This is a genomic window from bacterium (assembly GCA_041648665.1).
Lineage (GTDB): Bacteria > UBA10199 > UBA10199 > 2-02-FULL-44-16 > JAAZCA01 > JAFGMW01.
The window spans coordinates 1-20,967 of the sequence record JBAZOP010000028.1 but is presented as its reverse complement, the minus strand read 5'-3'; the positions used below and the strand labels follow the sequence as shown (position 1 = coordinate 20,967).

The 20,967-nt window shown below is 62.5% G+C and carries 19 protein-coding genes; 8 read left to right on the top strand and 11 right to left on the bottom strand.

The features are described from left to right. Positions 1-99 precede the first annotated feature (99 nt). From WC683_10425 to WC683_10405, 5 genes are all read left to right on the top strand, one after another. Positions 100-2,508, top strand: a complete 2,409-nt coding sequence (locus WC683_10425; GenBank protein ID MFA4973021.1) for a hypothetical protein — start codon at positions 100-102, stop codon at positions 2,506-2,508. A 147-nt stretch (positions 2,509-2,655) separates the two neighbouring features. Continuing rightward, positions 2,656-3,294, top strand: a complete 639-nt coding sequence (locus tag WC683_10420; GenBank protein ID MFA4973020.1) for a hypothetical protein — start codon at positions 2,656-2,658, stop codon at positions 3,292-3,294. 147 nt (positions 3,295-3,441) lie between these two features. Next, positions 3,442-4,428, top strand: a complete 987-nt coding sequence (locus WC683_10415; protein ID MFA4973019.1) for an HAD family hydrolase — start codon at positions 3,442-3,444, stop codon at positions 4,426-4,428. A 98-nt stretch (positions 4,429-4,526) separates the two neighbouring features. Beyond that, positions 4,527-5,939 (top strand): hypothetical protein, encoded by a 1,413-nt coding sequence (locus WC683_10410; GenBank protein ID MFA4973018.1) that lies wholly within the window; start codon positions 4,527-4,529, stop codon positions 5,937-5,939. Positions 5,940-6,468: 529 nt separating this feature from the next. Beyond that, positions 6,469-9,501, top strand: a complete 3,033-nt coding sequence (locus WC683_10405) for a PAS domain S-box protein (protein ID MFA4973017.1) — start codon at positions 6,469-6,471, stop codon at positions 9,499-9,501. Positions 9,502-9,525: 24 nt separating this feature from the next. Here WC683_10405 and WC683_10400 read toward each other — a convergent pair whose 3' ends face one another. The 5 genes from WC683_10400 to WC683_10380 all read right to left on the bottom strand — a co-directional run bounded on the left by WC683_10400 (position 9,526) and on the right by WC683_10380 (position 13,380). Beyond that, entirely contained in the window at positions 9,526-9,804 is a 279-nt protein-coding gene (locus WC683_10400) for a hypothetical protein (GenBank protein MFA4973016.1), read from the bottom strand. A gap of 654 nt (positions 9,805-10,458) precedes the next feature. Then, on the bottom strand, positions 10,459-10,857 hold the full coding sequence (locus WC683_10395; GenBank protein MFA4973015.1) for a response regulator: 399 nt from the start codon (positions 10,855-10,857) through the stop codon (positions 10,459-10,461). 272 nt (positions 10,858-11,129) lie between these two features. Continuing rightward, positions 11,130-11,618, bottom strand: coding sequence for a hypothetical protein (locus WC683_10390; GenBank protein ID MFA4973014.1), 489 nt, complete (start codon positions 11,616-11,618; stop codon positions 11,130-11,132). A 192-nt stretch (positions 11,619-11,810) separates the two neighbouring features. Further along, positions 11,811-12,281, bottom strand: coding sequence for a hypothetical protein (locus WC683_10385; protein ID MFA4973013.1), 471 nt, complete (start codon positions 12,279-12,281; stop codon positions 11,811-11,813). An 82-nt stretch (positions 12,282-12,363) separates the two neighbouring features. Next, positions 12,364-13,380, bottom strand: coding sequence for a tyrosine-type recombinase/integrase (locus WC683_10380; protein MFA4973012.1), 1,017 nt, complete (start codon positions 13,378-13,380; stop codon positions 12,364-12,366). 1,322 nt (positions 13,381-14,702) lie between these two features. Here WC683_10380 and WC683_10375 point away from each other — a divergent pair. From WC683_10375 to WC683_10365, 3 genes are all read left to right on the top strand, one after another. Continuing rightward, complete coding sequence (locus WC683_10375; GenBank protein ID MFA4973011.1) at positions 14,703-15,647, top strand: D-alanine--D-alanine ligase; 945 nt, start codon at positions 14,703-14,705, stop codon at positions 15,645-15,647. Between the two features lie 655 nt (positions 15,648-16,302). Beyond that, the gene (gene murF / locus WC683_10370) at positions 16,303-17,787 is read left to right on the top strand and encodes a UDP-N-acetylmuramoyl-tripeptide--D-alanyl-D-alanine ligase (GenBank protein MFA4973010.1); all 1,485 of its coding nucleotides are present in this window, start codon (positions 16,303-16,305) and stop codon (positions 17,785-17,787) included. Then, complete coding sequence (locus WC683_10365) at positions 17,765-17,998, top strand: hypothetical protein (GenBank protein MFA4973009.1); 234 nt, start codon at positions 17,765-17,767, stop codon at positions 17,996-17,998. The genes murF and WC683_10365 overlap by 23 nt, the downstream gene beginning before the upstream one ends. Positions 17,999-18,114: 116 nt before the next feature. Here WC683_10365 and WC683_10360 read toward each other — a convergent pair whose 3' ends face one another. The 6 genes from WC683_10360 to WC683_10335 all read right to left on the bottom strand — a co-directional run. Beyond that, positions 18,115-18,813: a hypothetical protein gene (locus tag WC683_10360; GenBank protein MFA4973008.1), complete on the bottom strand. Its 699-nt coding sequence runs from the start codon at positions 18,811-18,813 to the stop codon at positions 18,115-18,117. A gap of 8 nt (positions 18,814-18,821) precedes the next feature. Further along, positions 18,822-19,019 (bottom strand): hypothetical protein, encoded by a 198-nt coding sequence (locus tag WC683_10355; protein ID MFA4973007.1) that lies wholly within the window; start codon positions 19,017-19,019, stop codon positions 18,822-18,824. A gap of 83 nt (positions 19,020-19,102) precedes the next feature. Then, positions 19,103-20,191, bottom strand: a complete 1,089-nt coding sequence (locus tag WC683_10350) for a toprim domain-containing protein (GenBank protein MFA4973006.1) — start codon at positions 20,189-20,191, stop codon at positions 19,103-19,105. A 63-nt stretch (positions 20,192-20,254) separates the two neighbouring features. Continuing rightward, a complete protein-coding gene (locus tag WC683_10345) occupies positions 20,255-20,530 on the bottom strand; it encodes a hypothetical protein (protein MFA4973005.1) in 276 nt (91 codons plus the stop codon). Then, positions 20,530-20,745: a hypothetical protein gene (locus WC683_10340; GenBank protein MFA4973004.1), complete on the bottom strand. Its 216-nt coding sequence runs from the start codon at positions 20,743-20,745 to the stop codon at positions 20,530-20,532. The genes WC683_10345 and WC683_10340 overlap by 1 nt, the downstream gene beginning before the upstream one ends. Before the next feature lie 4 nt (positions 20,746-20,749). Next, on the bottom strand, positions 20,750-20,967 hold a 218-nt coding region (locus WC683_10335), incomplete at its 5' end, for a hypothetical protein (GenBank protein ID MFA4973003.1).

Sequence of the window (20,967 nt, the reverse complement as noted above, 5' to 3'; positions counted from 1 at the left end):
GGATACGCCCGATCGCACGTGAGCAAGGTTCAAGGAGGACGGGGCTCGTGGTTTTACAGGAATTCTCACGCCGGCGCTGGGCCGGGCAGGGGGTGCAAGATGCCACAGCAGCAACCGAAGAAGTACGATGACCCGCTCGCCGCGGTTAAGGACTTCAGCTCGCTCTCGATCGCGGACCTGCTCAAGGCCCGAGACCTCTATCATCGGCACCTGACGTCCAAGCGCGGCGTGCTCGCGACGGCCGTGGGCAAGTACCTCATCCGCCGGAGCGATCCGCAACTCGGGGAACACCGCGCCAAGACTCCTCGGCCCCGCAGACTGAGCGAGTGCGAGGTGCGCAGGTACTCCTGGCCCTGTCTTCTGGTCTTCGTCTCGAAGTGGGTCGAGGTTGAGAAGCTGCCGTCCGGGTATCAAACGAACGACCTGATCTCCCGCGTGCTGCATCTGCCCGACGGGAAGGATGTACCGGTCTGCGTGGTCGAGGCCGAGCCTCAGACGATAGCTCAGCCACGACCCCTGAATCTGACCTTCCCGCAGGAGTACATCGGCGGCGGGTATCCCATATTGACCGAGGTTCAGGGCGAGGAGCACGTTGCGTCGGTTGGCTGCCTCGTCACCGACGGACACACCGTGTACGCCGTGACGAACAAGCACGTGGCCGGCAACCCTGGCGACCGAATGTTCACGTACCTGGGCGGTGAGCGCACCGACATCGGGAAAGCCTCGGACAAGCAGCTGACCCGTATCCCTTTCTCAGAGCTCTACTCAGACTGGCCCGGACAAGGCGTCGTTGTGAACCTCGATGTAGGCCTGGTCGAGATCAATGACACGAGCCAGTGGACGCCCCAGGTCTACGGAATGGGGAAGATCGGCCCCCTGGCAGACATCGGTCCGGACGACTTGTCGCTGCGCCTCATCGGCGCCCCGGTTCGCGCCTACGGCTGCGCATCGCGTGAGATGTACGGCCAGGTGCTGGCCCTGTTCTACCGCTACCGCTCCGTCGGCGGGTTCGAGTACGTGGCCGACTTCGTCATCGGACCCAGGACCGACGGCCAGCTCAAGACCCATCATGGCGACTCAGGAACGCTGTGGCTTCTCGAGCGCCGGGACCCGGACGGCAAGCCGACTGCGCCGAGGCCACTTGCCCTCCAGTGGGGCGGACATGTCCTCGAGGACTCGACGGGCCGCGGCCAGTCCTACGCTCTGGCGACCAACCTCTCACCCGTGTGCGCCCGCCTGGGCATCGAGCTGATCCGCGATTGGGGGCAAGAACTACCGGAGTACTGGGGGACCGTCGGTCACTTCACGATTGCGAACCTCGCCACCAAGCTCCTGAACTCCAAGTTGAGCCTGAGCAAGCTGATCAATGACAACCTGACCAACATCACCCTCAAGCTCTCCGACATCACGGACAAGGACACCAAGGGGCTTTCGAAGGAGGACTTCGTCCCGCTCGCAGATGTCCCAGACCTGGCCTGGAAGGTCGGGCAGCACAAGCGCGGTCCGCGGGGTAGGACTTCCGACGGAGCGCCGCTCAACAAGGAGGGGCCGAGCCATTTCGCGGACATGGATGAGCCCCTCCCCGAGACCGGTGAAACGTTGTTGTCGCTCTGTAGCAACCCCTCGAACATCAGTCCTCAGGCGTGGATCGATCACGTGCGCAGGTTACCGCACGCGGACGGAGTCGATCCGGCGCTGTCGGCGGGACTGCTCCCGTTCCGCTGCTGGCAAATCTACAACGAGATGGTTGGGTTCGCGAAGGCCGGCAAGCTGGAGGAGTTCGTGTGCGCGGCAGGTATCCTCGCGCACTACGTGGGCGACGCCTGTCAGCCGCTGCACATCTCGTACCTGCACCATGGCGATCCCACCGACACCGTGACCAAGGTCGTGCATCACCGTGACGGAACCGAAACTGAGAGCACGGTGAACCGTGCCAACAACATCCACGAGGACTACGAAGTCGGGATGTTCAAGAAGCACGCGGTGGAAATGAAACAGGGAGTGGAGGCGGCCGTCATGTCAGCCGGTCCGCTCGCCCCCATCAGCGGCGGCTACAACGCTGCGGTGAAGGTCTTCGAGCTCATGCAGAAGACCTTCGCAGCCGTTCCGCCGAGGGCTCTTGTCGACAGCTACACCGAGGGGCTCAAGGATGGCCAGGCGCGAAGCGAGCTCACGGACGAACTCTGGCAACGCTACGGTGCCAAGACGATCGAGATCATGACGTTGGGCTGCCGGTACCTGGCGTTGCTTTGGGAGAGCGCCTGGATCGAGGGTCGCGGGGAAGCGCATGCCAGCGAGGCCCGCGCCCTCGGCACCATCCCCACGAGCAGGCTCGTCAAGCTCTACAGTCCGCGCAGCTTCCTTCAGTCGTGCCTGCTGACAGAAATCGACCGGATTCTGACCCTACGTAGAGCCGCACGTGGTGTTGCTCCCGGTGGTGCCCACCACTCGGATCGACCGATCACTGCGCCTGTCGGCGCAGCAAGAAAGCGAAAGCGGCACCGCTGACGCACTGTCACCTGACGGAGGACGTGCGCCACTGGCTGCCCGTGATGGAACGCTGCGCGAAGGCACACCATCAACGAGCAACCAGGGGCTTCTTCTCCCAGCGCGGTACGAGGCGTCAGTTCGAAATGACCAACGGGAGGCCAGGTCATGCGGAAGATTGACCGTGCTCTGCTTCGAGATGTCATCGCCATTGCTGCCGGTTTGCTCGGCATCGCGGTCGCCCTGCTTTCTTTGGCCAGAGGGTGTCAGACAGCTGAAGACGCGTCGAAGACCAAGGGAAGGGTCGGCGAGGTCAGTCAGGTTGCTTCACAAGCACAGCGCAGGTCGGAGGAGGCCTTTGTAGTTGCCTCCGAGGTGACAAGGTCTACTAAGGTTGCGGTGGACAAGGTCGCGAGTGCAGTTGCCGACTTGGAACGCAGGAGTGGAACACTGGCGGAAAGACCGCGGCGGATAGCGCTGGTCACGCCCGCTATCGCTGAGACAGCCCGTTGGACCGATGCCCCTCTGGTTGAGTGGCTGAAGAGCAGCAAGGTAGGGGTCGGCGACAATCCAGGCAGCAGCAAGTATCGTCTCGTCGGCAAGGCCGCGGACACGAAACCGGGTGCCACCATCGCATTTGACATTCTCACCAACAAGTGGTGGCACCAGGGGCGTGCCAAGGTGGAAGCTGACGGCTCGTGGAAAGGCCTCATTCACCTCGACGATGCGCATCCCCCAATCACGCTTCGACTGACATTGCAGGAGGGCAAGGCGACCAGCGTCCGCGAGTTCAGGGTTGCCCAGTAGCCTGACAACGCTTCGTGGTCGCCGCGAGTAGAGATGGTGCGTGCTGCCATGTCTGCGCCCGTGTGGCATTCGAACATCCTGAGTGACGCACGCGAGGGTCGACCCGACTTGCAGTTGCTTGGATGGTGGGCCGCTAGCGTCGCTCTGATGCTCCTGGCTTCGGCCTGCTGCCCCGCGCGGCATCCAGTCCCCGGACAACCTTCAGTAGGCCCTTCAGCGGTCACAGGGCCTCTTCTGCGGTTCAAGGTCATCTACGTCGACCTGGATGGCACCGCCCTCGACGGCCGGTCTCAGGAACCGCGGCCGGGCACGATTGCCGCACTGGATGACTTCAGGGCTTGCGGCGGCCTTGTTGGAATCGCCACGGGGAGGTCTCTTGAGCAGGCGACCCCGTACTTCTCTTCGCTCCGGCCGAATGCCCCTGTTGTGCTGATGAACGGCGGGATGATCGTCGATCCGACGGATTCTCGTATCATCACCGTAAGACGTTTCTCGAAGAGCGAGGTACTAGAAGCTGTCCGCGCCGCCGCCAGCGTGGCTGCAGCCTCTGGGGTGGCGATCCATCTCGTTAATGGCACCCTGGTAGTTAGGCCGACGCCGGGCTTCTTGGGTTTCCTCCGACGAGCCTCCATCACGCCGACGGGTACATGTGCCTCGGATCACTGCCTCACCGGAATAGCGCAGGGCGAGATCGAACTGCCCGTCAAGATCATGCTGGTGGTGCCGCCAGGCCGCGCCTCAACCGTCGTTGCCTCGCTGAGGACGTCCTTGGGGCGGCGCATTGCAGTCAGCATTGGAAATCCCGCCGAAGCCACGGTTGAACTCGTGCCTGCTGGAACGGACAAGGGCGCGGCCATCAGCACCATCCTGCAGAGGCGGGGTCTCTTGCCAGAACGCGACTTGCTGGCATTCGGGGACGGGCAGAACGACGCCGAGATGCTTGGTAACGCGGCTGTCGGCGTCGCGATGCAGCGGTCCCATGAAGATGCCCGTCGGCGAGCGCTGTTTGTGACGGGATCAAACGACAGCGACTCGATAGCGGCTGTCGTCCGCCGCCTTGCCATCACCCCCTCCTGCGCTCGGCGCGTTCGTGGTGGTACACACGCGGCCGCCGAAACCGGCCCACACCCGTGAATTCCCAACGCTCTCCAATGTCGCGAACGCCGGCTACCACGATAGTAGGGTCCCGCTGCGCCTGACACGGCCACGGCCCGCGTTGAACCGGAGGCGTCATGTCGCAAGATCCGAAGAAGGAACCGTCTCCAACCAAGGAACCTGAGGAGCGTGAGACGAAGGACAGGGGCGATCCCCTAGGCGCCAATGCAGGTCGTTCGCGTATGCCGACTTCGACGGAGTCCACTTCCGACGGAAACGGACGTGACCCCTTGGTAGTGGTGGCCGAGATCCAGGCCCGCGTGGAGCAATACAAGGCCGACCAGACGCTTGCGGCTGAGCGCCTGAAAGCTGAGACGGCTAGGGCGGTCGCGGCAGAAACACGCGTCGAGGAAGTGCGAGCCAAAGCGGCGCAAGAGGTTGCACGGGTTCAAGGCAGGACTGAGGGAATCAAGGGGAGGTATGTAGTCGCTGCAGCCGTTGTTGCCGGTCTCGCTGGCCTCGTTGGCGGAACGAAGCTCCAAACGACAGTTGGTCCAGCACCAAGACCATCGGTGAGTCCCGCGAGCACCTTCAAACCGACGTCCGTCAAAGCCGTCCATTCGCGCCCAATCCTTATCGGCAGTGGTACCGTGATAGAGCTGCTCAATGGCGCACGTGGCCTGGTCGGCTTTGACCAGGCGACCATTGACCTCGGATCCGTGGCGTCGCTAAACGTCCTCGTGCAGGCGCACAATCGCGGCGCGAGCAGCGCAAGCGCGAATGTCGCGCCTCTCGTTGCTTTGAGCGTCACTGATCCGACCGAGGACGAACGATGGAAGGACACCAGCCTGAACGAGACGGACGTCTTCTATGCAGTCAAGCTCGAGATGACCAGTCCCCTCGAGGTTGTCCTCTCCGACTCGAAGCAGGTCTGTGGTGGGCAAGAGCCTGCACCAGGCGACGGCGCGCTTGCTGACTGCCTCCTCAGTTGTCTGCAAGCGGACAAGAACTGTAGGCTCTTCTCCGTAAGCGAACGCAGTGGCACTCGACTTGAACTCGCATCACGCCCTGCATTTGACCGCTTCTTTCGAGCGCTCGATCGCAGCAAACGTGCGTACGTCGACCTCCGCAATGCCGGATTGCCTCTGCAGGGACCCTGGGCCGCGATTGGCAATGCCCGGCTACATGAGACGACGCTCGTTCACGCGACCACCGCCACCCGCTTCCAGCTGTGCAGTGGGAGGTGGCAGGTTCGCAAGAACCCAGAGCCCTGTCTCGAGAGGCATCCAGCCTACCTCGTAGGCCGCCTCCCGTTGCAGTGCCTGCATTCCGATGATTGCGGGGTGAATTCAACGCTCTGCGATTTCTTCGAAGCTCTCCGAAACTCAGTCGACGCCAGACATGGGCCCATTCTGTCCATTGGCCAGACCCCGACGAAGAGCGACAAAGGCTGCATACTGCCCCACAGTCTCAGGAACGTAGATCGCCCCGCCATTTGTGTCTTCGACGGGCCCCAAACTAGGTGCAAGAAACTGCCCTCGAAGCTCTGATTGGCCGTCGGGAGTCGTGAACGTGTCAGACAGAGAAACCGCACTTCGTGTCTCACCCCTAGAATGGACCACCCAGGAGAGCTGCGCCCCGGTGGCATGGACAGGGGGTAGCCTCGGCCCTCTCGGCAGCCCGGGCTTCGACGCCTCGGCGTCAGAGGCGCCGGGAGTCGAGCCTACTGGAAGCTCATGCGCCAACCAACCGTCGGCACTCGGTCTTCCCCGCAGGAGCGACAGGTTATATCCAAGCCAATCGTGAACCCAATGCTTGAGCTTGGCCACCAATGTCGATGGTCTGTCGCATGAGCGCCTCGGAAAAGCCACCGTGCGGTAGATCGTCGTGTTCGGCTCGAACGAGTCGGAGGCACAGGCAGCCGAACTCGCCGTGCAGTTCTCCGCGTTGTCGCTGACGGCGCCAGATTGTTGACACTGCCTCTGACGGCGATAGTCTCGTCTCGCAGCGACAGTCAGCGCGGTCTGGATTCGGGCACTAGGGATCCCGCTCCACGTCGCCGCCGGGGAGGGTCGTACCGTGAACGTCGGCAGCAATGCTCCCACACCGCAGGTCGGCGTGGACTCGGACGTGGTCGGTGATCGGAACAGCCTCGTCCTCATCGGTCTGACGGCTGTCGGGCTCGCGTGTCTGATCTTCGCCGTCATGCGGCTCCTCGTGACCCTGCAGACCGGGAGGTTGACGCCGTGGTGGGGCAATGCCGCAGGGGTCGTGGCCATCGCCGCGCTCTACTTCTGGTATCGGAGTAGCCCGCAGGCGCGATCTTCGGGGGCCGCCCAGGGGACTGCACTGGTGGCGACGCTGGCGCTGCTGCTCCCGATCGCCTACGGCATGACTTCGACCATCTGGTGGCTGTCGCTCGTCGGCTTCGCGATGGTCCTCCTCGGCCGCCGACAGGAGGCCAGGGTCTGGGGGGTGGCGATTCCGCTGCTGGTAGTAGCGGCCGTGATCGCGGAGCCACACGTCCAGGTCCGGGGCGCCGCCGGCGAGCGCTTCATTGAGGCGGCGCTGGCCAAGGTCGTCTTCGTCGCCATCCTGCTAGGCATGGCGGCGGCGTTTCGTCGCGTCGCGGAGCGACGGGCAACGGCGCTTCACGACAGTGAGGAACGGTACCGGATGCTGTTTCAGCGCGTGCCGGTCGGCGTAGTCCACTATGACCGCGACCTCCGAATCACCGACTGCAACCGCCCGTTCGAGGTCATCATGGGTGGCGGTCAAGAACGGCTCACCGGCTACGACCTATCGTCGCTCCCCGACCCGCGCCCGGTGCCGGCCTTGCGCGAGACGCTGTCCGGCGAGCCGTGCTCGTACGACGGGCCGTACCGCTTGCCGTCTGCCGCTGGCGACGCAGCGGTGTCTCTCCGCACGGTGCCGCTACTTGGTGCCGACGGTGAGATCGCCGGAGCGCTCGGCCTGCTCGAAGACGTCACCGATCGAAAGCGCATGGAGGCGGAGATCCGCCGGGCGCGCGACGAACTGGAAGAACGCGTGCGCGAACGGACTGAGGAGTTGCGGCGAAGGACGCGCGCGCTAACGGTCATGACCCGCTGCAACGAGGCGTTGGCCCGAGCAAGCGACGAGCTAACGTTGCTCAGCGAGGTGTGCCGGTTCATCGGGGAAGACGGTATTGACCGGTTCGTCTGGGTTGAGCTTAGCGATGGTCGTGAGCCTGCCGTGCCCCGGTTGGCTGCCCGCCACGGCAACGGCCGGGGGCTCCTCGGTCAGGCGCCGGTGGGCGAAGGTCTGTTGACGCCCGTAGCGCTGGCCCTCCGCGCCAGCGCGGTGCAAGTAACCAGGGCGCACGTCGGCGACGCCGACCTGGCGCCGTGGCGGGATGAACTCCTGCGTGTGGGGTTCGCGTCCGCCGTGGCGGTGCCGTTGCGCGCCGACGGGAATACGCTGGGTGTGCTCGGCGTGCTGGAACGCGACCCGGGCGCGTTCGACGCCGCCGAAACCGAGTTGCTCCAGGAGCTGGCCGATGACATTGCCTTCGGCCTCGTTGCCCTTCGCACCCGCGCCGCGCGCGAGGTCGCGGAGCGAGCGTTGCGCGAGAGCGAAGAACGCTACCGACTGCTGTTCGAACGCAATCTCGCCGGCGTCTTTCGGTTGACCGCGGATGGCCGGGTCGTTGACTGCAACGAGGCCTGCGCGCGGATCTTCGGCTACGCCTCGAGAGCGGAGGCGCTGGGCACTCCGGTCTCGACGCTTCTCGAACCCAGCGAGGAGAGCGACGCGGCCCACGAACGCCTATTGCGCGAGGGTCACCTCCTCAACCACGAGCAGAGTTACCGCCGCAAGGATGGCAAGACCATCTGGGTCATTGAGAACCTCAGCCGGTCAGGCGACCTCATTGACGGGACGATGATCGACGTAACCGAGCGCCGGCTGCTTGAGGACCAGTTCCGCCAGTCACAGCAGATGGAGGCGGTGGGCAGACTGGCCGGAGGCGTGGCCCACGACTTCAACAACCTGCTGTCCGTCATCATCAGCTACTCCGGGTTCGCACTCGATGCCCTACCCGCATCCGACCCGGTCCGGGCTGACCTCGAGGAGGTCAAACAGGCCGGTGAGCGCGCGGCAGCGCTGACCCGCCAGCTCCTGGCCTTCAGCCGCAAGCAGGTCATTGCGCCGCAAGTCCTGAGCCTCAACCAAGTCGTCGGTGATCTTGCTGGGATGTTGCGCCGGCTGCTGCGCGAGGACATCCACTTTGTGATCAAGCTCGCCGAGCAGCTGGGGAGCGTCTCGGCGGATGCCGGGCAGATGGAGCAGGTCATCATGAACCTGGTGGTCAACGCCCGTGACGCCATGCCCAACGGAGGGACGTTGATCGTAGAAACCGCCAACGTCGAACTCGACGAAGAATACGTCGCAGAGCACCTCGGAGCGCAGCCGGGGCGCTACGTGTTACTGGCTGTGACCGACACGGGATCCGGTATGGAAGCGACCGTCCGCGAACATATCTTCGAGCCGTTCTTCACCACGAAGATGGTAGGCAGGGGCACGGGCCTCGGGCTCGCCACGGTCTACGGAGTCGTGAAGCAGATCGGCGGGTACATCTGGGTCTACAGCGAACCAGGCCAGGGCACATGCTTCAAGATATACCTTCCCCGGCTTGATGCTGCCGCCACCCAGGCTCGCCGCGGGCAGGTATCCGAAGTCGCCCGGGGGAGCGAGACGATCCTCCTGGCCGAGGACGACGATGCTGTCCGGCGCGTCGCCGAGCGGATCCTGGTGGGAGCTGGCTACCGCGTGTTGACAGCCGCGAACGGCCAGGAGGCCGTAGGCCTGATGGAGCGCCACGGTCGCGAGGTCGACCTCCTGGTGACCGATGTCGTGATGCCGCAGATGGGCGGCCACGATCTGGCCGAGCATCTGGCCAGGCTTCGCCCCGAACTCAAAGTGATCTACGTATCGGGCTACACCGACGACGCCATCGCCCATCACGGTGTGCTTGAGCCCGGCACGCACTTGGTCGCCAAGCCGTTCACGGCCGTGGCGCTGACGCAGAAGGTGCGTGAAGTCCTGGACGCTGGAAGTGAGCGTGGCAAGTGACGGCGTCGCGCCGGCGCGCGGTGATCAGACGTGGGTGACCGCCCAGTCGCCAACCACGCGCGCAAGCGCTGCTCCGTCGGGGCATGATCCGCTGAACTCCCGCCAGGTCAGGATGCCAGCGTTGAAGCTCTTCGTCGTGCCCGTCTGGGGATCAGAGTACTCGACCATATCCGGGTCGCTCGGAACGGCCGGGCGAGCGATGTAGATGACAACTGGCTTGCCATTGAGATCGAACTCCGTGACCCAGGCCATGTCGCCCCTCTCCTTCAGGTTGCGGGGCAGCGTGCACCAACTGGCGTGCACGCCGTCCCCCAGGGGTTCGGCGGTTGGCGCCGGGCCTTCCTCTTTGGGTCCTCCGCCGATGAAACCGCGTGGAAGGACTATACCTCTACCCTTCGGGCTTACCCTCACAGAGGCCATCGGCGGGTTGGCGCGGAAGGTTGAGCCCTACACTCGGTGCCAGTTGCCGTGACCGACCGGCAAGGTGCGGCAGTAGCCAACGCATTAGCCTGAACGATGCCCGTTATCGCAGAAGCAGCGCGCCCTCATAGGAGAGCGATCCGCCCTTGCGAGAAGAACATCGGCCGCCGGCCGGCCTGGGGGGGCGAGCTGGCCGGCGACCAGGCTCCGTGGAGCCTACTTCGATGCTACGCGGGGTCATAAGACGAGGGCAAGCAGGATCGTGGGGTTGAGTCAACCGGGCCTCGTGCGTGAGGCCATCACGCGGAGCGAGCTCGCGAACTGCGATTTTAGGATGTCGCCGCGCACACCTGGACCGAGGGGGAGTCCGAGAAAAAAAACGCCGACCGATCCCAGGAGGGGCAGGAACGGCCGGCGGCCGGGGACTCGCGAACGAGCCCCCACAGAGAGCATGTGTGCAGTGTCTCGCAAGGACCAGAAGATGCACGCTATTCGTCAGCCAACGTGGTCAGGCTGGGTTGCCGCCCGTCGGTGGCGTCAGCGGCGCTGCGATTCGATCCGGTCCAGGATCTCCGCGGCGGTCGCTGGCTTCGTCACGACGGCCTCGAGGATGCCGTCGTCCAGCCGTTCGGTCCAGGCCTCCGCGCGTGAGGCCGAGTGCAGAATGCAACGGACCTCGGGCCACCGTGCCTTCACCTCGCGCAGGAAGTCAGCAGCGGTACCCTCGGCCAACTCGTAGTCGCTGAGCAGGACCTTGGGAACGCGAGCCGACATGAGCTCTCGCGCCTCGTCCGCCGAGGCGGCACAACGCACGGCGTAGCGTGCGCCGAGCAAGCGCCGCAAGGCACGCATAATCGCCTCGTCGTCATCCAGCACGAGGAGGTCGCGAACTTCGGACGTCGTGGGTCGGGTTGGCTGCCACGGATCCATCGCCATCGACTGCCCCCGGGGCGCGCGACACGAAGGTCGCTGATGATCACGAGATCATGGAAGCGCGGCGCTGTCGATCCCAAAGTGGTAAGGGATCAAGATTGCTCCGGTTCCACGGGATCGTCAGCGTCCACAGAGACAGAGTCGGATTCTGTCGGAGCGTTGCGGCGCCTGGGAACAGCACCCGGCTCCGTCGGAGACGACAACGCAGCCCTGGGGAGAAGACAGGACTGGACCCGTGTGGCTCGCACCACTGGATTCTGACTTGCGTCTTCGCGCTACGGCTTCTGGATCTTGTCCACGAGGACGTGCAAACCGTGCTTCCCCGGAAGGTTGGCCTCCTCTGCCCTCCCCCAGACCTCGAAGAGGTCCCCGCGCTTCGCGGCGTAGACGAAGTCGCTGGCGTTCTTCGGCACGGAGAGGACGAAGGGGGGAAACTCGGAATCGCTCGGTCCGAGGCCAGTGGCCGTCGTCTGGTAGTCGACGTCGCGGTGGTTTACGAAGACGCGGCCGTCGGTGTCGATCCCGCCCTGCTTGTACGTGGTGACGATTGTCCACTCGCCGATGAACATGGCTTTGAAGCGGATGTACTTCCCCTTGTACTCGTCGACGAACGACTCACTGCCGAGCTTCTTGTAGGGTGCCACCTGGTACGCATCGAGAGAGGCCGGCTTGGCCGAACTTGCGGTGGGCGTTGTCGAGCTCTTCGAGCCGTCGCCCATCAGCCCGCACCCGACGCCTGCCCCTGAGAGAACCATTAACAACACAGCAGCGCTACACACCCTCATGACTGTTTCCCCTTTCGAAGACGACATTGCCGCGAGTGAGGACGAGTCTGGATTGAGCCGTAGGCCATGCGTTGTCGTTTCCTCCTTGTCTTATAGGTACGCAATGCACTATGGGTTTATCCACAGCCATTAACTATTGCGGACAATTCCAATTACACGCAGTCGGCCGATCTAGGATTTGGCTGCCTTGCGCCGTTTCTTCGCGTTGCCGGCCTTCCTCGCCGCGGCACGCTTGGGAGCCGGCTTGGTGCCATTCGCTGCTGCGCCTTCGCCAGCGCCGGTATGCTCACCGCCAGTCCGACCGGAAGCCTTGGCGGCCTTCTTGGCGGCCTTGTCCGCGGCCGCGATCTTGGCCTTCTCTTCGGCTGGGAGTTCCCAGTGGTCCGCGCAGAAGAAGTTGAAGCGAGGGCCCTTGCTGGGCTTGCCGCAGTCGGGAACGCGACAGGGCTTGGCGCGGCGGGCGCCCCGGCGTCCCCTGGTCGCCTTGCCCGCGATGGGCGGAGTCCCCTCGAGAAGAACCTCGAGCTTGCCCCTCATCTCATCACGAGCGCGAGTCTGCATCATCTGCGCGATGCGCTCGACGAAGTCTTCAACGATTGGTCGAAGCTCGGCCTTGAAATCACCCTTGCGTGGACGCGCCATTCTGGTCAGGCCTCCTGGTGGATTGCTGCGATGCTATCGGAAGCCATGATGCCTGTCCACCGATATCCTATCCGCTCGCTTGCTACTGGTTGTCGATTCCAGCTTCGGGCGTGTTGACGGAACGACGAGACAGCCTGCGAGTTCGGTCACGGAGACGCTTCGTGACCTCCTTCCCGAGGGAATCAACCGCGTTTCTCCTGGCAACGTCGCGGACATGGACATAGCGACGGGTCGTCGATACTGACGCGTGGCCGAGGATTTCCTGAACAACGGATAGTGGCGTGCCCAGTTCGGACATGCCGGTTGCACCGGAGTGACGGACGAGGTGGGGACCGACCGAACGGGCGATCCCCGCCTGCTGAGCGCAGTTTGTGACCATCTCCTCGATGGCGCGGATCGAGAGGCGGGTGCCTCTGGTGGAAAGGAACAGGGCGAGCTCGGGCTCGCCGATTTTTTTGTTGGCCGCCAGATGAGGGCGATCGTCGAGGTAGCGCTCAAGGGCGGCCGATACCAGGTCGCTGAAGGGAAGCGACAGCCACTTGCTTCCCTTAGTCCTGATGTTTGAAAACCATCGATTGTCAAAGTCCAGGTGGTCGAGGTTGAGCGAGCAGACCTCGCGTACGCGGAGCGAGGAGTGAAACAGAACGTGGATGATGGCCGCGTTCCGCGAACGCACAGGTTTGGCTGATAGCTGCTCTGCTGCTTCGACCAGGGCAAGGTACTCGTCCAGAGATAGAGGAGTCGGCTCTCGAAGATTCGTCTTGAGCCGGTCGATACGCATCGCCGGGTTCACGTTGATGACCTCCGTCTTGAACAGGTACTCGTAGAACGAGCGCAGGGAAGCGAGAGCCAGATTCCAAGTCGTGCGCGACGGATCACTGCCGTCGCCGGCTGACTGCCGCAGGAACTTGACCAGGTCGGCCTTGACCACCTTCTCAAGAACCAGGTCCGAGTTGTCCGCGCCAATGAAGGCTACGAATTTGGAGAGCACCGAGAGGTATCTCTTGATGGTTATCGGACTACGGCCGCGCTCGACGCGCAGGTAGCCCTCGAAGGACCGGACCAGTACATTCATATCCAGGGGAGGAATTGGAATCACGGCTCCGAGCTTACGCGCTCGCTTGCCCGTGTCAATCACATAATAGCATGTAATTGGAATTACACGCGGAATTCTCAGCCACGACAAATTCACCCTCGCTTGCTTGAAAGTCGTGGCACCACCGTCCAGGACGCTGGCTGGATGAGAATTGGCCGCTCGCGTGATGTGGGGAGTACTGCAGCCCCCACAGCGGTCGATTCTAGCAGGCGAGCGTCTCTTTTCTCACGGCGACAACGAGGAACCAACTCTCCCTCGCATCGGCTGACACCTCAACACGCTTGACGAGTTGTGGTTGTGGCATGCATCCTGGGGAATGCCACCATGCCGACTTCGCATGACCTCGGGGTGGGACCAAGGGTAGGCATCATCGCTGGTGGCCTTCCTTATGAGCGGTCAGACACTCTTCAAGCCGCCGCGACAATCATCAGGCATCTTTCCGGTTTGGGGTTCCTCCCATCAGTCCTCGACCTGGTGGACCCAGGTTGTCTCAACGGCCTTGATTCCCGCACAGTAGATCGCTGCTTCATCGTCGACCCGTTCTACACTCAACAACTCGACGGCATCACGCACATCCTGGACGCTCGAACCAGACTCGAGATTGTTGGTGTACCTTACACCGGCACCGGCAGATCGGCTGCGGCGATCTGTCGTGACAAGACTCTCTCGAAGAGGTTCTTCGCCCAAGTTGGAGTACGCTCTCCTCGTGATTTGGGCGTTCCGCCGTGTGCCTCCTTGTCCTGGTCACTGGAGGCGATTGCTTTTCTAGGGTCACCGGTCGTGCTGAAGCCTCGCACGGAAGGCCAAGGGGTGGGGGTGTCGCTCTGTCATGACGGCAGTGATCTCGCGCACGCGGTCGAAGCCATTCGCGGACGCTTTCCGGACCTCATGGTGGAAGAGTACATTCCTGGAATGGAATTAACTGTGCCAGTTGTTGGAAGGGGTGATGGGGCGTTCGCTCTGCCCCCGGTAGAATTGGAGCTAATGGACAGTCCTATATACGACTACGCGACGAAGCTCACACCTGAAAGGGTCCTGCGTTTCGTACCAGCTCGCCTGCCCGAGGATGAACTAGCGCGTCTAAGAGACTCGGCAGTGGCCGTTCATCGACACTTGGGCTGCGGCGGAGCAACGCGAATCGATTTTCGTGTGCCCCGGCTCTCTGCTTGCGAACACTATTGCCTCGAAATCAACAGCTCACCAACCCTCACCCAAGATGACCATGTAGCCCGAGCTGCAATCGCGGCAGGAATCGACTACTCCCACCTAATTCTGCTCATTCTGGGAGACGCCCATGTCCATCCCATGTCGGAGGAGGAGCGAGGATGAGAGTCGGCGTTCTTCTCGATGGTCCATCTGAGGAGCGAGAGGGTTCCCTCCGGTCTGGCCAGGCGGTAGCCCAGGCCTTGACGGAACTCGGACACATTCCTGTGGCCCTGTCAGTCGGTGAATGCCCTAGTCTCCTGCAGGCCTTGGTGGAACTAGACTGTGTGTTCATCGCGTTGCATGGTCGCTTCGGAGAGGACGGTCGAGTGCAAGGTCTCCTTGATATACTTGGAATTCCCTACACAGGCTCCGGCGTGGCAGCGAACGCCGTGGGCATGCACAAAGTGCTCTTCAAGAGGATGCTTCAGGGAGCGGGGCTGCCCACGCCTCCTTTCGTCTCACTGGGAACCGGCAGTCCCGCATCTGAGGCTGAGCGAGTGCTTCGCGTACTCAACCCTCCAGTCATTCTCAAGCCGGTGGACGGTGGCGGCAGTCTAGGCGTCGCCGTAGCCAGTGATGTGGCGACGCTCGCGAGTGCTATCTCTGAGATTCGGCCGCAATTCAGGGAACTCTTCGTAGAACAATACATCAGGGGGACCTTCCTAACGGTCGGACTCGTCGGAACCTACGGCGCACCGCATGCATTTCCGGTCATGGAAATACGACATCCAGGCCCCGTGTATGATTACGCAACGAAGCACACGCCCGCGGCAGCTGAATACGTGGTCCCGGCGCAAGTGCCTGCCGCGGCATATGAGGCCGCCGAGGAGTACGCCCGGCGCGTCTATGTCCTCCTCGGTTGTCATGGTCCGCTGCGAGTCGATTTCATGTTGGAGAGTGGCCAATTGCCATGGGTAATAGAAGCAAACACTGTTCCCGGGCTTAGCCGTCAGGGCAATCTCCCTGCCGTTGCCGCTGCTGGGGGAATGTGCTATCATGAACTCATAAGTAGTATTCTCTCAAGCGCCTTCTCAAAGAGTCATGCTACACTACCTAAGTTGTGAACAAGCTCCACTATGTGCAATGAGACACAGGTCAGCGTACCAATCCCGTTCTACAGCCAGCGCGTTGCCTCGGAAGGCTACCATCGCGACGGTTTTGAGTCGCCGGAGGACGCGCTGATCTGGCAAGAACGAGGCTGTGGAATAGCCTGTTTGCGAATGGTAGTTGATGGTTTCCGAACTGCCAGACACGAGTTTCTAGGGCCCAACTACGCGGATCTCGTTCGGCGTGGGCTGGAGACTCACGCATACTGCGAACGAGGTTGGGTACACGCAGGTCTAGTGCGACTCGCGCATGAGCTAGGAATCGAGGGCAAATCGTTCCAGCGCTCAACGAGCGCGAAGCTAGCAAGGGAGCTGTCCGCAGACCGACCATGCATCGCTTCCGTGACAGTGTGTTTTGACCGAGGCCCGGCGATGAGTCGCCCTCGTGGCGGACACCTGGTAGTCGTGCTAGGCTTTACAGGCGAAGAGAAGAGCCCGAATGGGTTCATCGTCAATCATCCATCATCGGTGGTCGAGTACAATTGGCCTCAGCGCACCATTCCCATTAGTGTTTTCGACGCATGCTTCAGTGGTGCCTTCATGAGCTTTTGGGATCGTGGCAAGTAGGTGAGGGAACCAATCGTCCCGGGCCGGGTCCCAGTGCGAGGGTGACGTGTTCGTTGTCGACGACATACTGAAAGCGGTTTCGGGGAGCAAGGTGATCCAACAGGGAGCCACATCCCCCATCATCCCAGCAGCGTCTATTGATAGTCGAAACGTTGGGAAAGGCGAGTTCTTCTTCGCCGTTCAAGGCGCCTCGCGGGATGGCCACGATTTCGTGAACCAAGCGTTCAACGTCGGAGCTGGCGGTGCCATCATTAGCAGGGCTGTCCATTCTGATTTTCATGATAGAACGATTGTCATGGTGCCAGACACAGTGCGCGCATTGGCGCAGACTGCGCAGCATGTGAGGACCAGGTACGCTCCTTACGTGGTAGCTGTGACTGGAAGCGTTGGCAAGACGACTACCAAGAGCATTCTTGCTCATATCCTTGAATCCGGTTGCAAGGTGCATTGTAGTAAACGTAGCTTCAACAACCAGTATGGAGTGCCACTAACGATTCTCAGTCTTGGCCCAGACCAGACCCACCTGGTGGCGGAGGTGGGTGCGAACCACAGTGGCGAAATTGCATCGCTCTGCGCGATTCTCAAGCCTAACATGGCGCTGTTGACCGCAATTGGGTATGCCCATATCGAGCACTTCGGATCGCTCGATGAGACTCTAAAAGCAAAAATGGAGATCGTTGAGTCTCTTTCCCCAGACGGTATCGTGGTGCTCAACGGCGATGACTTGAGGCTACTTTCGCGGGTTTCCGCGGTGCGAGCCCGGGGTCATCGCGTGGTTTGCTCCGGCCGGGGCAAGTCAAATGACTTTCGGGCCTTGGCCGTCGTGTCCGGTGAGCACGGATCGAATGGCATCCTGTCCTATGGAGGGCAGGACGTCCCATTCCATTTCCCTCTCCTAGGCGAACACCTCCTGGGCAGCTGTCTCTTGGCAAGCGCGGCGGCGGCTGGATGTGGGATCAACCTTGATGTAATCGCGGAGAGACTTGCCACCGTTTCGGTGACCAAGGGACGAATGGACCTCCGGATTGTGAGTCCGTATCTGCAGATATTGGACGATTCGTACAACGCCAGCCCTGACGCTGTGGAGGCAGCGCTCCGAACCCTTGGCCTCCTCGACACACCCACGCGCATTGCAGTACTTGGTACAATGCGGGAACTCGGTTCGTTCTCGCGCGAGTGCCACGAACACGTTGGGCGAGTGACGGCGGAGCACGCGACGCATCTTATCGCGATAGGTGAAGGAGCGTCAGCCATGATAGAGGGCGCCGCCCAGGGCGGTCTAAGTGTTGGCAATTGCGAGGTGGCCGCCTCCGCAGCGGATGCGCTAGATGCCGTGCAGGCAGCACTCAGTGGCGCGTCCGGGCGCGTGTCTGTCCTCGTCAAGGGTTCGCGTTTCATTCACACAGAACGGGTAGTTCTCGGTTTGTGTGGTACAAGTATAGGGTGTCGACTGGAGTCCTGTCCCAAGTACATACACTGCTCCGGTTGTGATGACTTGGAGAAGAGGAATGTCGAGCATCGGTCGCTGTGAGTTGGGGCACTGGTTCATAGGCGCAGTGTGCTCCATCTGCTTGAGTCCCGCCGTGGGCGTTGTGGAGTCGAGGCCGGGCGACTGCATAGACTGCGGCTGCCTGTGTCCCGAGTATGCCTATGGATGCACGCAACCACACCCCATCGTCGATGACGAAGTTGCGTGCACGAATCATGACGACTTGGGGTCCGGCAATGCACGCCACCCGTGACCCCCCTGCGATCCGCGCGGCCGCATTCAGCTACGCTGCGTGATTCGGATCGGGCGTCGCAAAAAGTGGTGTCCTGACATGAAAAAGAGAGCCTTCCTTTCGGTCGGCTCTCTTGGTTAGTTTTCCTCGAACGGCTCTCCGCAACTGTCGCAGCGAATTACCGTATTCTCGAGTGTGCTCCTGCTCGCGCGGATGATGAACCCGCAAGCGCATACGGCCTTCAGGTTTCGTGAGCGTGGCAGGTTGTTGTTGTCCTCGTCGTTGCTCTCCTCTCCGCCATGTGGCGGCTTCGGTCCTGCGGCAGACGGCGTCATCCGCCGTCTATGCACAAGAACCTCGGTGAGCGACTCGATCTCCTCCTTGTAGATGGCCGCCGTCTCTGTCGGCAGCTTGGTGAGCGCGTAGCCGTAGTGCCTGACCTGCGTGACCTCGAGTCCGAGGCGCAGGGCCGCATCACGGAAGCGCTGGTTGTGGTAATGGGAGGCCGAGCAGTCCTTGATGCCCAGCTCGAAGTTCAGGGAGTGCGCTGCTTCGTGAAGCAGCGTCTCCACGATCTCTTCGACCGGACGGTTCAGGTGCTCGGCCACCACGGCCACTTCGTGAAGGTGCGATCCTCCTTTCCTCTTGGCGCTCCACCGCAGGGCGGCGAAGTAGCCAAGGGCATTGACGGTCTCTCTGGCCGCGGGCGCGGCCAGAAGGACGACTCCCGGAACGTCCGGGTGCTGCTCGCGGATCTTGGACCAGATGCGCGCGAGCGCGTCGATGAGCAGCACGGATGTGCGCTCATCCTGATTCTTGGACGGCTTCCCTGCCATCGGCCGGACTACTGCTCGGAGTCCGCGTCCTTGTTGTTGTCCGACGGACGCCGGATCTGGAGCTTGCCGCCGAGGGGCACGGCGTCGAGGTAGACGTTGATGCTGTCATCCTTGTTGACGAAGGCCGTGCCGACGCGCAGCCAGATGGTTTTCTTCTCCTCGCGCTCAACGAGCGCGTACACGTTCAGCCTCTCGCTCTTGCTCATGTGCTTGTCCTTTCATTCGGTGATGGGGGTGATGCTACTGGAGGGACGGGCGGGGAACGTGGTGCAGATGGATGCGTGGTCGATCAGGTCTTGGGGCTCTCACCTCCTTTCGGCTGGCGCAGGGTGAAGCTCACCTCGGCCAGGTCCAGGCCGATCATGCCGTTGACCAGCCAGCGCAGTCCTTTCGGCGGCAGGTCATCGGGTTCCATGTCGTCAGGCAGGTGCACGAGGCGGACCGGAACGTTGAGCTCCTCGAGCCTCTTCCTGGCTGCCTGCGCGCCGTTTCTGCCGGCCTCGTTGCCGTCGAAGATGATGATCACCTCCTTGACGTCAGCGAGGAGCCGGGCCTGGGCCTCGGATAAGTCGCAGCCCATAGCCGCGACCGTGTTCGGAAGCCCGGCCTCATGGAGCTTGAGCACCGAGAAGAAGCCCTCCACGAGGATGATGCCACTCTCGGATGCGTTCTCCCTCGCCCGATGCAGGTTATAGAGCACGAGATCCTTGCGGAAGCCCTTCGGGAACTTGTACTTGCCGAACTCTCTGATGTCGACGGGCTTGAGCCGTCTGCCGGCATAGGCCACCAGATGGCCCTCGTCGTCGTGGATCGGGATGGCGATGGTGCCGCGCATGATGCCGCGGCTGCAGTAGCCGACCCCGAAGAGCTGGGTGGTTTCGAGCTTGAGCTTGCGCTCTTCGATCAAGTGCGGGTGGTCGGACTTGAGGTCCAACGTCATGTTCAGTGGCGGGTTCTCTTGAGGAGGAAGTTCGTCGGTGGGCTTGGTGGTGGGTGTGGCGGGCGGTGACGCAGGAACGGGCGAGGGTGGCGCTGGGGGCGTGCTGCCGCTTGACGGCGGCCCGGTGCTGGTCTTGTCCGGCCCGTTGCCGAGGAAGAACGCCTGGAGCTTGAGGGCCGCGTCGCGGACCGTGATGTTCTCCTTGGCCGCGACGAAGTCGATTTGGTTGCCGCCCTTGCGGCACTTGGTGAAGCAGTACCAGACGTTCTTGTCCAGGTCGGCGCGAAACGCCGTGGGCGAGTCGCCGCCATGGACCGGACAGGGTCCGGTGAGCTTGTTGCCGACACGCTTCAGCGTGTCGATCTTGTAGAAGCGGAAGATCACGTCCTCGAGCGAAACCCGAGTGCGGATCTCCGCGAAGTTGACCCATTCACTCATAGGTGGTGGTTCTCCTTTCCGACGAGCTCCGGCTTGAAGGCCGTGCTCGTCGCGCTGCCGACGTCACCTGGGGGTGACGAGGCGGATGGCGCGCCGGCGACGAGAACGCCGTGGCCTGCGGTAGCGGGCCGGATCCCGGATGGGCTCCAGGTCCCAGTTGCCGCGAGTGACGCTCGGGTGCTTGCGCACCCAGTCGTAGGCTTCCTCGTCGTTGTCGAAAGGCCCGACGACGTCGCAGTTCGTGCCGAAGAGACGGACGATGATCACGCAGAGTCCCATGGTCTTCACTCCTGGTTGAGGTTGCGGTTGATGGACTGGATGTGAGAGCGAGACGATCATCAGGGGGTGATGATCAGACGGACGGTGCGCCGCCGCCGACGTCTCCTCGGCCAGCTGTAGCTGGCCGGATCCTCGATCGGCTGCACGTTGCACAAGCCGCGAGGAATGGCCGGATGCATGCGCCGCCATTCATGGGCCTCCTGGTCGTTCTGGAAGGGCCCCACAACATCAACGGTACCGTCGAGGAACTGGACGACAATCACACATGGTGTCATGGGTCTACTCCTGGTTGGGGTTGTGGCCGATGTGCGGGATGTCGGCGCCTCGTGCGAGACCGCTTGCCCTAATCTCGAGCTTGCTAGCGCGCCCAGCGAGGGTCGAGCGAGGCAGCTGGAGTGCCCGGGCTGCGGCTCGGATAGAGCCGTAGTGCCGGACGGCCCAGGCCAGAATCTCCCGCTCAATCCGGAGCCAGCTCCTGTTCTCGAGCCAAGCCTCCG

Excerpts from the sequence above, each read along its gene's own strand:
- WC683_10425 (MFA4973021.1), top strand. The coding sequence starts at position 100 with ATGCCACAGCAGCAACCGAAGAAGTACGATGACCCGCTCGCCGCGGTT.
- WC683_10420 (MFA4973020.1), top strand. The coding sequence starts at position 2,656 with ATGCGGAAGATTGACCGTGCTCTGCTTCGAGATGTCATCGCCATTGCT.
- WC683_10415 (MFA4973019.1), top strand. The coding sequence starts at position 3,442 with ATGCTCCTGGCTTCGGCCTGCTGCCCCGCGCGGCATCCAGTCCCCGGA.
- WC683_10410 (MFA4973018.1), top strand. The coding sequence starts at position 4,527 with ATGTCGCAAGATCCGAAGAAGGAACCGTCTCCAACCAAGGAACCTGAG.
- WC683_10395 (MFA4973015.1), bottom strand. The coding sequence starts at position 10,857 with ATGGCGATGGATCCGTGGCAGCCAACCCGACCCACGACGTCCGAAGTT.
- WC683_10385 (MFA4973013.1), bottom strand. The coding sequence starts at position 12,281 with ATGGCGCGTCCACGCAAGGGTGATTTCAAGGCCGAGCTTCGACCAATC.
- WC683_10375 (MFA4973011.1), top strand. The coding sequence starts at position 14,703 with ATGAGAGTCGGCGTTCTTCTCGATGGTCCATCTGAGGAGCGAGAGGGT.
- WC683_10365 (MFA4973009.1), top strand. The coding sequence starts at position 17,765 with ATGTCGAGCATCGGTCGCTGTGAGTTGGGGCACTGGTTCATAGGCGCA.
- WC683_10360 (MFA4973008.1), bottom strand. The coding sequence starts at position 18,813 with ATGGCAGGGAAGCCGTCCAAGAATCAGGATGAGCGCACATCCGTGCTG.
- WC683_10355 (MFA4973007.1), bottom strand. The coding sequence starts at position 19,019 with ATGAGCAAGAGCGAGAGGCTGAACGTGTACGCGCTCGTTGAGCGCGAG.
- WC683_10350 (MFA4973006.1), bottom strand. The coding sequence starts at position 20,191 with ATGAGTGAATGGGTCAACTTCGCGGAGATCCGCACTCGGGTTTCGCTC.
- WC683_10345 (MFA4973005.1), bottom strand. The coding sequence starts at position 20,530 with ATGATCGTCTCGCTCTCACATCCAGTCCATCAACCGCAACCTCAACCA.
- WC683_10340 (MFA4973004.1), bottom strand. The coding sequence starts at position 20,745 with ATGACACCATGTGTGATTGTCGTCCAGTTCCTCGACGGTACCGTTGAT.